The following is a 14,767-nucleotide window of genomic DNA, read 5'->3' on the forward strand; positions in this document are numbered from 1 at the left end:
GCCGAATGAGGTAGTCGCGGATTGTGGCGGCGGGCTGTCAGGTAGGCGGCAGCAGGACGAGTGCCTGGATCCGGGAGGTTGCGAAGTCGCTGCCGCACCCGGGGCACCCGTTGATCAGTCGGTGTGATGCGAGATGGCGGCCGAAGAATGGGATGCCAGGGTCTGGGTACAGGCCCTGGAAACGCACGGTGCAGACATGGCAGGTCAGGGCATGGATCTGTGCGAGGACAACGTCTCGCAGGTCCTCCAGCGCCCGTTCCGTGTTCCCAGGGTGCTGGGGGAGTGGTCGGTCCGCAGGCCAGACTGCTGCGTAGGCGCCCTCCGGCCCGAGACGGGTCCGGAGCAAGGCCGGACGGAAGCGGTCCTCGAGATGAGCGAGGACCGTGGCAGTGGGTTGCAGTGTCGCAGGGACGGGGCCGCGTGTGAACACGTCGAGTTCGGCCCAGGGCAGGGCGAATTGCCACGTCGGCTGTGGGGTCCTGTTGTCCATGGTGCCCGCCATTGTGACCGACGCCGCTTGTGGCTTCGGCCCTGCGGTCGCGGACATTGCGAGGGCCGAGCATGCCATCGGTGCGATCACCGGGCAGTGCGGATGAGGCTGCGGACAGTGATGATCGTGTCCGCCCGGTCGAAGAGGGCGAAGATTACGGCGGCTCAGTGTTCGTAGCAGCCGGCGAGGCGGTAGAAGGTGCTCTGCCAGGCATGCGTGCGTTCGTACGACGCTCCAGCGTCGGCTGACCTGGATGGCTGCCTTCTCGCCCTTGTACGCCATCTGGCCTCGGCGTTTGAGCTTCCCGTGATGACCGTTCCCGATGTCCGGCTCAAAGCGGGTGCCGGAAATCGCTCGCGAGAACCGACAGCGCAGCGTTGCGAGCGGCGCGCACATCAACGCGGTGACGCAGGGCCCTTGACTGCGTTTCACGCGGCGGCGTCAACGGTCGCCGAGATCGTCGGTGCCGGCGGTCCCACCGGCACACCACGGAACTCGCTCTCACCTCGTGCCCGGATCCGGGTACGCCCGCCCGGTTTCGTCGGTCTGTGCCGGGGTCCCGTCGCCGAAGCGGTTGTGGGCCGCACCCGGACCTGCAACGCGGTTGCGGCTTCCGCGTACGTATGTGCCGCCGTTGGGTTCGGGATCTGCGGGGTCGCCTGCGGGCCCCGTCGACGGAGGGGCCGCCGGAGGTGCAGTGCTCCCGGGCCGAACATGGTCGCCGAAGTCGTTGGCTTGAGCTGCGGCCCCAGCGACACGGTTGTCGTCGCCCAGAACAGTTGTGGCTCCGACTGCCTCTGTCCGGTCTCTGCGATGGACTACGGTCGCCATGGTCGTCGCCACGACACTGGAGAAGGCCGCGCACAGTGTCCAGCGGTTACCGCCCGGCTTCGGGTACCCGAGCCATGCGCACACGGCCCAGGCAATGGCGGTGGTGATCAGGAAAGTCACCGCCGTGATGCCGATGGTGCGCCAATTGCTCCACGGTCGATCGGCCATGCAGTCCTCTTTGCTCTGGGGCGATTGCCTTACCGCTCACCAGTGTGCTCGATCTCGGCGCCCATATGCAGAGAAGTCGGTAAAGAGCCCATATTCAGTCAATAGTTGTCGTTGCCTCTAAGTTTTGGACAAGTCGCTTTAGGCTGCCGGAAATCGACTCGGATCAGGGTCGCGCAGTCTGGGCCCTATGGAAGGCGAGCCAGTTGACCAACACGCTGGAGCCGGACGGCGACGGCGTGCGCGTGAACGGCGACGACAACAAAGTGGCGGGAGCCGGAGCGCACCACAACGCGCTGGGTGAGGGCTCGTCGGTAAATCACTACGAGATCAATGTCGTGACGCCCGCAGCCGGCCGTGCTGGGGACCCGATCTCGAGGCTCCTCATCCTGATTGTCGTGCTGCTGTCGCTCTGCCTCCTCGTCATGGCACGCTGGGGTTCCGCCCGAATGAGCGTGCTGATCGTGGGCGGCGGGGTACTCGTGGGGGCGACCACGGTTGCTCTGCGGCGTAGGAAGGCCGAAGCGGGCGAGGAGCTGACCGTGCTCCATGCGGACAAGCAAGCGAGGGCACGCCGCTACTTGCTGGATGTCACCGACCGGCTGTGGGTGCGGGATGCGCTGGAGGACTCACTGGAATCGGCTGTGCAACTGGAGGTCGGCCTCGGTGAACAGCGCGGCGCCGTCGTGGACCCCTACGGTTCGCCGACTCCCTTGGCCCTGGCCGATGGCCCACGACTGCCGACGGGCACTCGACTGCGTGACCTCGTGCGAGACCGCCCGGGCCACCGGATGCTGGTACTCGGCGACCCCGGGGCCGGCAAGACCACGCATCTGCTCGGCCTCGCGGCCGACCAGATTGACGCCGCCCGCGCGGACGAGCACGCCCCCGTACCGATCGTTCTTCTCCTGTCCACTTGGGCAGACGGCCCCGACGGGCTGGCCGGCTGGGTCGCCGCCGAGGCGCGTCAGCGCTACATGATGGACACGTCTCAGACCACGACCTGGCTCGCCGCGGGTTCGGTCATGCTTCTCCTGGACGGGCTCGACGAAGTCGACGAAACCCTGCGAGATCGCTGCCTCGCAGCCATCGAGGAGTTCTGCACCGATCCGCGCTACCGCGAGTGCTCCCTGGTCCTGACCAGCCGCACACAGGAATTCCGGGAACTCCAACGCAAACTGCCGGTGTCCAGAGCCGTACGCGTACTGCCGTTGAGCGAGGAACAGATAGCCCGCACTCTCGCGGAGGGCGGTCCTCGCCTGACTTCGTTGCGCCAGGCAGTGCACACGGAACCAGCACTGGCCGGCATGCTGACGACACCGCTCATGCTTGGCGTAGCCGTTCTGGCCTTTGCCCGCCTGGAACCAGGGACGGCTCTGCCCGACGGAGACCACCGCCGAGCGCTGTTCGGGCTGTACGTCTACCAGATGCTTCACCGCGTACGGGCACTTCGGGCTTCCGCCGACGGGTCCGGCACGACAGCCGCCCTTGAGCCTGCCACGACCTACCGCCACCTTGTCTGGCTCGCGCGCCTGATGTCACGTCAAGGGCAGACCATCTTCTACCCAGACCTGATGACCCCTGCCTGGCTGCCCGACCGAAACCCTCCCTGGCCCCTTGCTCCACGGCGCGGCCTGCGTGGTCGGCTCGCCCGTCGGCTCGGCTGGGACCACACCAGCACGGGGCTTGTCGGCGGTCAACTGGCCACACTGGCCGGTGCCTGGTCGGCGGCGCCGCTCGGTGCCCTGGTGCAGGGCGTGAGCGGTGCACTACTCGCGGCTTGCGGCGGCGCCCTGATCCTGGGCGGTGCGGTGGGCCTGGCATTCGGAGTCGTCTTCCAGTCACGCCGCGCCGAGCGGGTGTCCTCACCTGTGGTCGGCAAGGACGCCTACAACATCTACGCCGCGACGGGCTGGACCTGGTCCGCGGTATCGGCACTGCGTGGGCTGGTCACCTGGGTGATCTTCGGCGCCTTGGTCTGCGGAGCCCTGGTGCTGGCCGGTGGGACGATCGTCGAATCGTCCGCTGTGGGAGTTGTTCTCGGCTGCGGTGGCATCCTTGCCGCAGGCAACGCTCCCGATCACGAGAGGCCGCCTGCGGTTCGAGGAGGTGCGCTGGCCGCCTCGCTGCGGCGGCTGGCCAGGCTCCTGCTCATCCTGACCGTCACAGTGCTCGCCGCAGCGGTGCTCGTGATGGCGATGGGCGGTCCCTGGACGGCGCTCCTCGCTGCGATGCCCGCCACGCTGGCCTTCATGATGACCGCCGGGCCAGGGCGCGCCTGGCTGCGGCACCGAGCCGCCCACTACGGCGCAAAGGCTTCCGGGCTGCTGCCCGCCGACCTGGAACGACTGCTGCGCTCCGGCGAAGATCGCGTGCTGCTCCGGCGGGTGGGCGGCGGATACATGTTTCTCCACCGCGACCTCCAGGAGTACCTGGGAGGCTGCCCGCCGGACGACCCCATCGCATCCCTGCTGTCAGAACGCCAGTAGTGCACGGCCCGGGTGGATGCCTGGAGGGGTCCACCTCGGCCAAGTGGGTGAAAGCTGCTTCGGAGCGTATCCGGGTGAGGTTGTGGCCTGCTCAAGCGAGGGAGCTGACCTGCGGCTTCCGGGTCGATACCCAGACAGTTCCAGCAGCGTGGGTGCTGTCGGCTTCACCGGATTCCCCACCGGAAACCGCGCCGCCCAGCGGCCCAGCAACCGGGGGAGAAGGCCAGAATCCACGTCCTTCAGGGCGAGGAGCATGTCAGTCGACGTCCTTGACCGAGGTCGGTCCCAACTGCTTGGCGCTGGCGTACTCCGGCATCGTCATGGGCTTGTCGAACAGGAAGAACGACTGGTTCGTACCGACCGTGAACTCCATGTACGCGCCAGTCGTGGCGTCGAAACCGTAGTAGGCGTTGCAGGTGGAGCCCGACGAGTATGTACCGTCCATGCCGGGTTGCGCGAGGACCGCGATGCCGTTGGAGGAGGACTCCACCTTCTCCGTCGGAGTGAGCATCTTGCAGCGCGGCACCGGCAGGCCCTTCATGATGAAGTACCCGTACTCGCCTTTGGCGTTCTGGATGTAGACGTACGAGAGTTTGCCCCGCTGCCCCCACGTCTTGATCCACTGGTTGATCGATTCGCGGGTCGGCGAGTACTCCATGCGGCCCGCCGGTTGCTGGGCTACGAGGTGGTCGTAGTTTGCCTGCTTGGCCTTGTTCTCTTTGTCCTGGCTGGAGTCGTCGGTGCAGGACGTCACGGCGAGGCCCACAACGAGCGCGACGGCGGTGGCCAGGGCCATGCGTGCGAACTTCTTCATGCGGTGCTGCCCTCTTCCCGGGGTGCGATGGGGTTCAGTTGGTGCACGTCGTGCGCTCCGCGCCGGCATCCAGCCGGTACGGCAGATCCTTGTCTCGGAAGGGCGCGCGATGCTCTTGGGCGGCCTTCGAGTTGTAGGCGTTGACCGACTCGATCCGCGTGGCCTTCAGCGCGGTGATCGACTGATCGATCTGCGTCGTGCGAGTCTCCGAAGCGGTCTTCCGCTCCTCCTGCAGCGCCTGGATCGTCCCTTCGGCGTTCTGTACGGCCTCGCACAGATCGAAAAACTCCTCGTACGTGTTCTGCCGGAACTCGCCCGAGCCGACGGTGTTCTCACGCTTGTCCACTTCAGCGCGGAACGGCGCGGTGATCCATGCCGCGCTGCCGAAGGCGAACGCTCCGATCACGTACAACACCGCCAGGCCGATGACCCCGGCGACGGCCCAAGCCCCTAGTCGTGCCCCCTCGCGAATTTGCCCCATGGCCATCCCCCTTCACAGGTGGTACCGCGGCGTGGAACCACCTCCTGCGAGGGAGGACACGGTGCCGGGTGAAACGGTTCCGCCGACACGAGTGTCAGGAAGGGGCTGCAGGGGCGGTCGAGCCACTGCCGGCACCCGGCCCTGTGGGTGCGCGTACTGCCTGGCATTGACCCAGAGCCGCGCCGCTCAGATCCGACGACAGACCCGCGCGCGCTGCGAGTTGTGGTGGCCGGCGGTCAGGAAGGGTCAGCCGTCACGGGCCTCGGCCGGTACGCGGCGGTCTGCAAGACCCGGTCCACCAGCCGCAGGCTCCAGCGCCGCCGCTCGCGGACCGGATCCGCTCTTTCGCGCCGGAGCGCTGTGACGGGTGTGCCGAACTGACGCCGGCTCAGCCCGGCGACCAAAACTGTCCGGGAAAGCTCGGAACGTCGTGATCGCACTCAGCAGCAGCGTTCGATACCTCCTCGGGGGTGTCTCTGACCGCAGCGGTCTAGACAGCGGCCATGCGCGAGTCCGCGTTGGAGGCGGCGCAGCGGTGCGTGCGGTTGGATGAGCGGCGCTGGCCACGCTGAGTCCGACCCCTGGGGGATGGGCGCGCGCGGTGTGTCTCGCTTCGCCTCACCCCCCGATGGGCGGTGCAGAAGGCTATCGAAGTATCCCGGCACGGTGCCGGTCGGCGTGCCGATGAGCATGGCTCGGTCGAGGAAGCTGTTGTTGGTTTCGCAACTGGTCTCGGGCAGCAGGACGCAGGCGTGGCAGGCGGCGAGGTTGACGTTGTCGACGACGGCAGCCTCGGACTCCATGCACAGTGGGTCGTGGGTCGTTGGAGCACCAAGCGGTGCGGGCGAGGGCCGATTGAAGGGTGTGGGCCAGCCGGTCGGGCTCGCCTTGGGCGACGATGCCGCCGAGGCTGCCTGCCGAGTCGCTGGTGGCGGTGTAGAGCAGCAGGCCTGCTATGTCGTCGTCGCAGTAGAGGCGGGGATCCACCCGTGACTCACGAGCGTCCCCCTGTTCAACGGCTGCGAGGAGGCACGCATGCAAGGTGGTTCAGACCGGCGCACGAGTATACGGCCGGCACGGCGGCGAACTCCTGTACCCCCGGCGTCAGCTCAGCGGCCGATCAAGCAATGGTGGCAACGCGACGACTGGGCACAGATCGGGACTGTCGCAGCAGTTCTGGTCGGTGCCGGCACGCTGCTGCTCACGGCCATCGCCACGTTCTACCAGGCGCGGGTGTCACAGGATCAGCTCGATCAATCCCGCCGGATCTCTGAGAAGGATGCGAGAGGGCAGGCAGTGCTCGTCTCCCACTGGAACAGCGACCGCGAGTCGAGCTTGCACGTCATGAACCGAAGCCTGGACCCGATCAACGAGGTGTCGGTGGCATTCCAGGCACGGACAGCGCAGCTCAACGGCCAGCAGCCGCCACGTGGTCTGGTGCTCTTCGTGATCAAGCTGGGCAGCCTCCCCCCGTGCTCGGAGGTCGTTTTCTCCGAGAAGACCGTCGGTCTCCGCTGGAAAGTCGCAGACGTCAACAAGATCGACGTTCAGCACGGTGTCCGCCCAGGCATCCCGCGCGGGAACGGCACATGGCGGCCACTGAACGCGTTGCAGCGACTCGAGATATTGGGACTGTTCTTTACTGACAAGGACGGTGCCCAGTGGGTCAGGGACGAGAAGAGCCACCTGGAAGCCCAGTCGGACATCATCAGCTACCCAGGCGAAGGACCGGCGAACTCGCCGGGGCGAATCGTCCGGGCTCCCCAAGTCAAGCCACTGGACTCCTGCGGGGAGGGTTGAGCCGCTCGGGCATGGGTGGCGCTGTCACGGGGTTTGAGTGGAATCCGTGCACCGTCTCCCAGCCGACCGGATCTTGGCGCGACAGCAGGAGCCGTCAACAGCCCTTGCAGGTCAACTTGTTGGGGTTCAGGAACCTACCGAGAAGGGCGGCCGCCACCGGCTGTGCCACGGCTCCCTCGTATCAGAGCGGCACCTCACCGACTGACGGCCCGTCGACCGCTGTACGGCGTCTGTCGGTCCGCTCGTCCGGTGGGGGCGGGACCCGTGCAGGCAATCGGCCGGCCAAGGCGACCCTAGGAGAGCGCCGGCGCATAGGGTGATCGCATGTCTGCCTCTTTGAGCCCTGCGAGAACTCGTGCCGCACTCCGTTCCTCGGCGCGCATATCGGCGGAGCTGCTGCTGGTCCTCGTCGGGACTGCGGTGGTGCTCTGGCTTCTCGGCCGGATGTGGCCGATCGTCTGGCCCCTTGTCATCGGCCTGCTCCTGACTACGCTGACCTGGCCCGTCGCCAGGTTCCTGCGCCGTCACGGCTGGCCGCCGGCCCTGGCCGCGTCGGTGGTGACCGTGCTCTTCCTCGCGGTCGCCGCCGGAGCAGTGGCGCTCATCGCCGTCCCGGTCGCCTCGCAGTCCGGTGAGCTGACCGACGGAGTTGTCGCGGGCATCGAACGCGTACGGGAGTGGGCGGCGGGCCCGCCTCTGAACATCGGCGACGATCAGATCACCACCGCCCTGGACTCCGCGACCGACCGTCTCCAGAGCAGCGTCGGCAGCCTGGTCACCACCCTCGCCACCGGCGTGGGCACTGTCGTGAACGGGGTGGTGACAGCTGTCCTGTCCCTCTTCCTGATGTTCTTCTTCCTCAAGGACGGGCCGCGGTTCCTGCCCTGGCTCGCACGCCAGCTCCCCGGGCGCCTCGCTGTCGACGTCCCGGCCGTCGCGGAGCGCGGCTGGGACACCCTCGGGGCCTTCGTCCGCTCCCAGGCGGCGGTCGGTCTGCTGGATGCCGTCCTCATCGGCATCGGCCTCTGGGTCCTGGACGTCCCGCTGGTTCTCCCGCTGGCCGTGCTCACCTTCGTGTGCGCGTTCGTGCCGATCATCGGCGCCCTGTTCGCGGGGTTTGTCGCCGTGCTCATCGCTCTGGTGTCGAACGGGCTGACGGACGCCCTGATAGTGCTGGCCATCATCGTCGTCGTCCAGCAGTTGGAGGGCAACGTCTTCCAGCCCATGATCCAGAGCCGAGGGCTCGGCCTGCACGCGGCGGTCGTCCTGCTCGCGGTGACTCTGGGCGGTAGCCTGGCAGGCATCGTGGGCAGCCTGCTCGCCGTCCCGGCCGCTGCGCTGATCGCCGTGGTCTGGAACTACGTACGCGAACAGCTTTCCGAGCCGCCGCACGACCCGGTGGGCGTCCCGGGCCCCGGACACGGCACCGACCCGGAACCCGCTGCCGCGCCGCTCGCCACCTGACCGGCCTCGTCCGCCCGCCCGGTGAGCGGGCGGACGACGACTGGTAATGCCTGTGCCCGTCGAAGATCAGCAGAGGCAGCGTGGTCGACTACATCGTCATCCACACGCGGTCGGCATATCACGGCCGGGGGTCAGCGGCGGGGTCCGCTCCTGGCGTGGTAGCCGAGTTCGAAGTAGCGGGTGCACGTGCTCCAGGAACCGAGGTCGGGTGTGTTGACCAGCACGTCGTGCCAGGGCTGGTCGCCGGGAGGGGTGGCTTCATCGGAAGCCGCTGCAACGGCAGGCTCCGCCTCGTCGTGCGCGGGCAGCGGGTAGTCGGGGCGCCTGGCCCAGAGCCGCACCCCCGACCGCGCCTCGGACTCGGGGACCGGCTCCCAGAAGCCCACCGAGAACATGCCGGCGAGCTGGTGCATGGCGATGAAGCTGGCCACGCCGTCCTCGGGGTCCGTGCGGTCGGGGCGCTCGGTGAGGGCGTGCCACAGGATGTACATGTTCGGTAGCCGCACGTCGGGCTGGAAGCGGTACACGAGCCGCTCCAGCCGTATCGAGCCGATGCGTGGCAGCTGTATCCGGGTGAGGGGGACGATCTCGCGCGCGCCGCCGGTCCAGGCCAGCGTCTCGTTGCGGCCGAGGTAACCGGGCTCGCTGAAGACGGTGATGTGGAGACGTTCCCTGCGGTCGGGTCGGCGGTTGTGCAGCAGGCCCGCGCCGGCGACGGCGCTGCCCACGGAGGCCAAGCCCGCCAGCAGGATTCTGGTCTTGCGCTTCATCGGAACGCGGCACCTCGCTTCTGACGGGACGGGCGCCTCCATCATGCGCCAGCGGCGTCCTGTTGAACTACCGTCAGGCCCGGTGCCGAGGGTCACCGGCGATCTACCGCCACCACAGAGCGCCGAATTCGCGATCGTTCCCGGGCAGGCACGACGGTGGGGCACACTGACGCATGCACGGCGAACCGGTCACCCAGAATAGGGGGGCGTTCGACTTCCGAGGGAAGACGGTGGGCCTTTCGGCACATCGTTGTTGCCCCTGGGAGCCACCCGCCCATGCGAACCGGTCGCACAAACTGAACACCGTCCAGGAGGCAGACGGATGGCACGCCCCGCACGAAAACAACTCGCGCAACTGCTCGACGACACGGAGCCCGCCGGGTCCTACAGTGCCGAACTCCTCGCTCCGGCACACTCCCTGCGAATCGAAGTGGCCGACCTCGGCCCCGTACCCCTTCCCTTGCGAGCGCCGCAGGCGCGGAAGCTGATTTCGGTGGCGCGGCCCGCCATGTTCGGGCGGGGAGAGGAAACACTGAGCGACAGCACCGTGCGTGACACGTGGGAGATCACCCCCGACCAGCTCACGCTCGGCGGAACCGACTGGTCGTCGATACTGGGGGAGGCGCTGGACGAGCTACGGCAGAAGCTCGGTCTTCCCCCGGCCATGTCCCTGCGCGCCGAGCCGCACTCCCTGCTGGTGTACGGGAAGGGCCAGTTCTTCCTGCCCCACCAGGACTCGGAGAAGGACGACGCGATGCTGGGCACCCTGGTGGTGTCGCTGCCGTCGGCTCACACCGGCGGAGAACTCGTGATCCACCACGGAGGTGACCGCCGCACCCACCACGCTTCGAGGACAGAGCTGAGTCTCGTGGCGTTCTACGCCGACTGCCGCCACGAGGTCACCCCCGTCCGGTCCGGCTACCGGGTGACGCTCACCTTCAACCTGCTCGCCCACGGCCCGCCTTCGACGAACGGATCCGGCCCCGTTGCGGACCTGACGCGTTGTCTGACCGAACACTTCACCACCCCAGCCACCTCTCAGTACGAATCCCGGCCCCTCGATCCGCCGAACCGGCTTGTCTACCTGCTCGACCACGACTACACCCAGCGCGGGCTGTGTTGGGACCGGCTCAAGGGGCCCGACCGCAACCGGGCGGCGCTGCTGCGCGCCGCCGCCGAACAGGCCGGATGCGAGGCTGTCCTGGCACTCGCCGATGTGCAGGAGACGTGGGGCGCGTACCCGGTCGGCGACGCCGCTTGGGACGACGACCACTGGTACGACGAGGAGGATGAAGAGGGCGAGCCCGATGAAGACGGCGGCGGGACCGATGCCGACGGCGACTACGAACTCAGCGAACTGATCGACGACGACATCACCCTGACCTGGTTGACCCGCCCGGATGGCACGCAGGGCGATGTGATCTCGCTGCACGTGCCGGAATACGAAGTGTCCGCCACAACGCCGAACGCCCACCTCGAACCCTACGAGGCCTCATACGAGGGCTACATGGGCAACTACGGCAACACCCTCGACCGCTGGTACCACCGCGGCGCGGTCGTCCTGTGGCCACAACAGCGGGACCGGGCCTTCGCGGCACGCGCCGAAGCCCGGCCGCGCCACGCCCTCGACGAACTCCGCGCCCTGATAGAGGCCGACGACACGACCCGGGCCGGCGCCGCCGCGAAATCACTCGCACCGTTCTGGCGCACAGCCGTGGCAGGGGACACCGAGACCCAGGCCGACCTGCTGGAATCCGCGCTCGCAGTGGCGGCCGGCCTGGACAGCGCCGCCACCGCCGCGATGCTGCTCGCCCCGTTCCGGCTGGAGACGCTCGCACCGTGCCACGCTGACGGGCTCGCAGCCGCGGCCCACCGGCACGGCGACACCTGGGCACAGAGCCTCATCGCCGCGTGGTTCGGGCCCGAGCGCCCCGGCAAGACCGACTGGACGTGCACGCTGCCGGAACTGTGCCGTGCGCTGCGTGCCGCCGGTGCCGCTTCGGCCGCCCGAGCCCTGCTCGACGGGGCCTGGAGCCTCGTGCGTGCCGATCTGCATGACGGGGTCGAGCTGCCACGGGCCGAGATCCGCCGTCCACGGCTGCGCAAGTTGGGCTCGCCGCTGACGTGGCTCTTCCAGGCGGTCGACGACGCCCTGCGCCAGATCATCCAACGCACCCTGCGCGAATGCGGGGACAACGTTCTCGAATGCCTGATGCCGGCCCTGCGTTCACCCGACGCCCAGCGGACAGCGGGTTTCGGCGTGATTGCGCGAGACTGCGCGGAGCGACTTGCCGCCATCGTCGCACGGACCCCTCGTGACCCGGACGACTGGTCGATTACCTGGTCCGGATGCGGGTGCGACCTGTGCGACGTCCTGGGCGCGTTCCTCACTTCCCGGTCACGGCGGATCCATGAATGGCCGCTGGCAAAGGCGGGACGCCGACACGTACACACCCGGATCGACACCGCCGCACTGCCGGTACGGCACGAGACCCGTCGCCAGGGACGCCCGTACACCCTCGTCCTGACAAAGACCAGTGAACTGTTCACACGCGAACAGGACATCCAAAGCACCGCGCAGTCCGACCTCACCTGGCTGAAGAGCGCATGGCGCACTTCCTGAGCAGGCGCGGTCGCACCGGGGGCGCGGTGACGATATTGCGGCCCTTCGGTGACTCCACACACCGGCCACGGTCGCCGCACGCAAAGTCGTGGCACCCGGTCAGCGAACGGACCCTACGGGCCATGGGCCTCGGGGAAAGTGTCCGGTGGCCCTCCCTGTTCGGGAGGGCCACCGGATTGTTGTGAACGCGTTCGCTCTTCAGACCAGGACGAATCTGGTCAGGATCAGAGGTCGGCGAGCACCGCGAACGGATCGTCCGCGCCCCCGTTGTGGACCGCGGCGATCCTGCGGCGCAGGGTGAATGCGGCCCCGGGGTCGAGTGTGACCTGGCGCTGGCTCATCACCCAGATCCCGCACGCGTACGCGGTGAAGCCGGGCTCGTCATAGAGCAGACCGTACGTCTGCCCGTCAGACCCGGTCATGCCGATCCACGGCGCGGTCGGAGTGAAGTCGACTGGTGCCGAGGCGGTCACGGTACCGTGGCCGGCGACGCCGCTGCGCTGGCCTGCGCCGTCGTGGTCCAGCACATCGCCCACCCAGAAGGTGCGGGCAGCGGTGCCGCGGTTGGTGAACGTGCTCGCAGCGGTGACCCAAGGCTCGTCCCGGGTCACCGAGTAGGTGGTGACCACCTCGAGGTCCGCAACTTGGGTGCTCACCCCAGTTGCCCGGGCCGAGGCGACCGGGCCTGCGCCGGAGAGCACCTCCAAAGAGGCGGAGCGTACGGTCTGCTGCTGCCAGGCGTTGGAGCCCCGGGGCTGCGCCACCGACGCGTACGGCAGGTTCATCCAGTCCAACTGGTCCAGATGGCCGATGGCCGCGAGATCCAGCGGCTTGCCCAAGGTCGCTGCGCCCAACTGGGGGTCCTGGGAGCCGGCCGAGACAGCCAGCGACAGCAGGTTGTTGGAGAGCACCACGTCCGAGGCCGTCGCCTGGGACTGCGGGCCGGGCACCGAGTGGCCGGTGCCCGCGCGGACCGCAGCGCGTGCCAGAGCCACGTCACCCCGGGTCTGGACACCCTCCCGCACCGTTGCAACGGCTGTGACCGGCTCGTAGCCGACACCGTTGACGGCAACCGTGTACTCGCCGGGCGGGGCGAACGCGAGGTACTCGCCGGTCGTGTCGGTGGTACTGGTGGCGAACCGGGTGCCGTCCGCCGCCGTGACCGTGACCTGGACATTGGCCAGGGAGGCGCCAGTGACCCGGTCGGTGATCCGGCCGACCAGTCCGTCGCCGGCATCGATCCGCTTGGCGCCGGGGATACCGTCACGCACCTCGAAGGCGGCGAGTGTGAAGGCCGGAGAGGCCGCCTCCCCGCCCTTGAGGACGATCCGCAGGTCGGCGCGCCACCGGTCGGGAGTCACTTCGCACATCACATAGCCGCGGTAGCTGCCGTTGTAGAACTTCACATGCGGATTGGCGACCAGGCCCGCCCGGACATCCGCGTCCCAGCCCGCGCCGGAGGATATCGAGGTACCCACGAACTCGGTCGCGACGACTGGGGAGTTCGGATCGTCGAAGTCGGTCTTGAGGTCGTTGACCCAGTGGGTGTGCCAGTCGCCGCTGAGCACCACGGGGTTGGAGACCTCGCGGTCGGCGACGAAGTCGAGGATGCGGGCCCGCGCCCCCGCGTATCCGTCCCATTGGTCCAGGTTGACGATCTTCCCGGGGCCGAGGTCGTAGTCGAAGGCAGCCATGATGGTCTGCTGGGCGATGACGTTCCAGCGAGCCTTTGAGTGGTCCAGCCCGTCCAGGAGCCACTTCTCCTGCTCGAACCCGGTCATGGTGCGGGTGGGGTTCCAGACCTCGGGCCCAGGTTCCTTGCGCCCGTCGCCGTATGCCTGGTCGGTGCGGTACTGGCGGGTGTCGAGCACGCTGAACTCGGCGAGCTTGCCGAAGCGGAGGCGGCGGTAGATCGGCATGTCCGGGCCTTCGGGGCGGTGCTCGGGGCGGAGCGGCAGATGCTCGTAGTAGGCCTGGTAGCCGTTGCCGCGACGCTCCAGGAACGGACGTCCGTCTCCGGCGCCGCCGGGTACGTCGGCCGCGTAGTTGTTCTGGACCTCGTGGTCGTCCCAGGTGACGATGAACGGGAAACGGGCGTGAGCGGCGCGCAGGTCGGGGGAGGTTTTGTACAAGGCGTGCAAGCGGCGAAACTCGGTGAGGCCGCCGTTCGACGTCTCGTAGATGTAGTCGCCGAGGTGGAGCACGAAGTCGAGGTCCTGGCCGGCCAGATCGCGGTAGGCGGGGTAGGCGCCTCCCGTCCAGGACTGGCAAGAGACGAACGCGAACCGCATGCTGTCGGCCTTCGTCCCGGGCGACGGCATGGTCCGGGTCCGGCCGGTGCGGCTGTGGACCCCGTCGTAGCGGAAGCGGTACCAGTACCAGCGGTTGGGTGCCAGATCGTCGACGACCACGTGGACGGTGTGGGCGGACTCGGGCAGCGCGGTCACAGAGCCGCGGCCGACCACCTTTTGAAACGTTTCGTCGCGCGCCACTTCCCACTGGACCTCGACGGGCGTCGCGGGCATGCCCCCGGTCTCGGCGTTCAGGGGGTCCGGCACGAGGCGGGTCCACAGGACGACGCTGTGATGGTCGGGGTCACCGGAGGCGACGCCGAGCGTGAAGGGGGCCGGGTCGAGTTCCGCGGCTCGCGCCGAGAGCGCCTCGGAAAGCTGGCCTGCGGCGAGGACGCCCAGGGTGCCGCCCGCCAGGGCAAGAAACCTGCGGCGGTCAAGGGTGCGCAAAGGGTTGCTGGTTGTCACGTCCGTCGACCCTGCAACACCCGCATTGCCGGGTGGGTGATGCTTCCGCGAACAACGGGTGTCAAAGGTATGTCGGACAGG

The 14,767-nt window shown here is 68.2% G+C and carries 8 protein-coding genes and 1 pseudogene; 4 read left to right on the forward strand and 5 right to left on the reverse strand.

Annotated elements, in window-relative coordinates; translation table 11 throughout:
- Window positions 1-1,692 precede the first annotated feature (1,692 nt).
- On the forward strand, window positions 1,693-3,975 hold the full coding sequence (locus DN051_RS37925) for an NACHT domain-containing protein (RefSeq protein ID WP_112441371.1): 2,283 nt from the start codon (window positions 1,693-1,695) through the stop codon (window positions 3,973-3,975).
- Between the two features lie 256 nt (window positions 3,976-4,231).
- Here DN051_RS37925 and DN051_RS37930 read toward each other — a convergent pair whose 3' ends face one another.
- The 3 genes and pseudogenes from DN051_RS37930 to DN051_RS46770 form a co-directional block, all read right to left on the reverse strand.
- Complete coding sequence (locus tag DN051_RS37930; RefSeq protein WP_053763436.1) at window positions 4,232-4,789, reverse strand: hypothetical protein; 558 nt, start codon at window positions 4,787-4,789, stop codon at window positions 4,232-4,234.
- Between the two features lie 34 nt (window positions 4,790-4,823).
- On the reverse strand, window positions 4,824-5,276 hold the full coding sequence (locus DN051_RS37935) for a hypothetical protein (RefSeq protein WP_112441373.1): 453 nt from the start codon (window positions 5,274-5,276) through the stop codon (window positions 4,824-4,826).
- A gap of 632 nt (window positions 5,277-5,908) precedes the next feature.
- Window positions 5,909-6,248: pseudogene (locus tag DN051_RS46770) on the reverse strand (DUF1998 domain-containing protein); the annotation flags it as partial.
- 57 nt (window positions 6,249-6,305) lie between these two features.
- Here DN051_RS46770 and DN051_RS37950 point away from each other — a divergent pair.
- On the forward strand, window positions 6,306-7,070 hold the full coding sequence (locus DN051_RS37950) for a hypothetical protein (RefSeq protein ID WP_162625066.1): 765 nt from the start codon (window positions 6,306-6,308) through the stop codon (window positions 7,068-7,070).
- A 324-nt stretch (window positions 7,071-7,394) separates the two neighbouring features.
- On the forward strand, window positions 7,395-8,534 hold the full coding sequence (locus DN051_RS37955; protein WP_112441377.1) for an AI-2E family transporter: 1,140 nt from the start codon (window positions 7,395-7,397) through the stop codon (window positions 8,532-8,534).
- Between the two features lie 131 nt (window positions 8,535-8,665).
- Here the strand turns inward: DN051_RS37955 and DN051_RS37960 are convergent, their stop codons facing one another.
- Window positions 8,666-9,304 carry a hypothetical protein gene (locus tag DN051_RS37960; protein WP_112441379.1) on the reverse strand — a complete coding sequence of 213 codons (639 nt, stop codon included), beginning with the start codon at window positions 9,302-9,304 and terminating at the stop codon, window positions 8,666-8,668.
- Between the two features lie 322 nt (window positions 9,305-9,626).
- Here DN051_RS37960 and DN051_RS37965 point away from each other — a divergent pair, with 322 nt between their 5' ends.
- Complete coding sequence (locus DN051_RS37965) at window positions 9,627-11,927, forward strand: 2OG-Fe(II) oxygenase (RefSeq protein ID WP_112441381.1); 2,301 nt, start codon at window positions 9,627-9,629, stop codon at window positions 11,925-11,927.
- A 224-nt stretch (window positions 11,928-12,151) separates the two neighbouring features.
- Here DN051_RS37965 and DN051_RS37970 read toward each other — a convergent pair whose 3' ends face one another.
- Entirely contained in the window at window positions 12,152-14,686 is a 2,535-nt protein-coding gene (locus DN051_RS37970; protein ID WP_112441383.1) for an alkaline phosphatase D family protein, read from the reverse strand.
- Between the last annotated feature and the right edge of the window lie 81 nt (window positions 14,687-14,767).

The sequence above is a fragment of the Streptomyces cadmiisoli genome, from assembly GCF_003261055.1.
Classification (GTDB): domain Bacteria; phylum Actinomycetota; class Actinomycetes; order Streptomycetales; family Streptomycetaceae; genus Streptomyces; species Streptomyces cadmiisoli.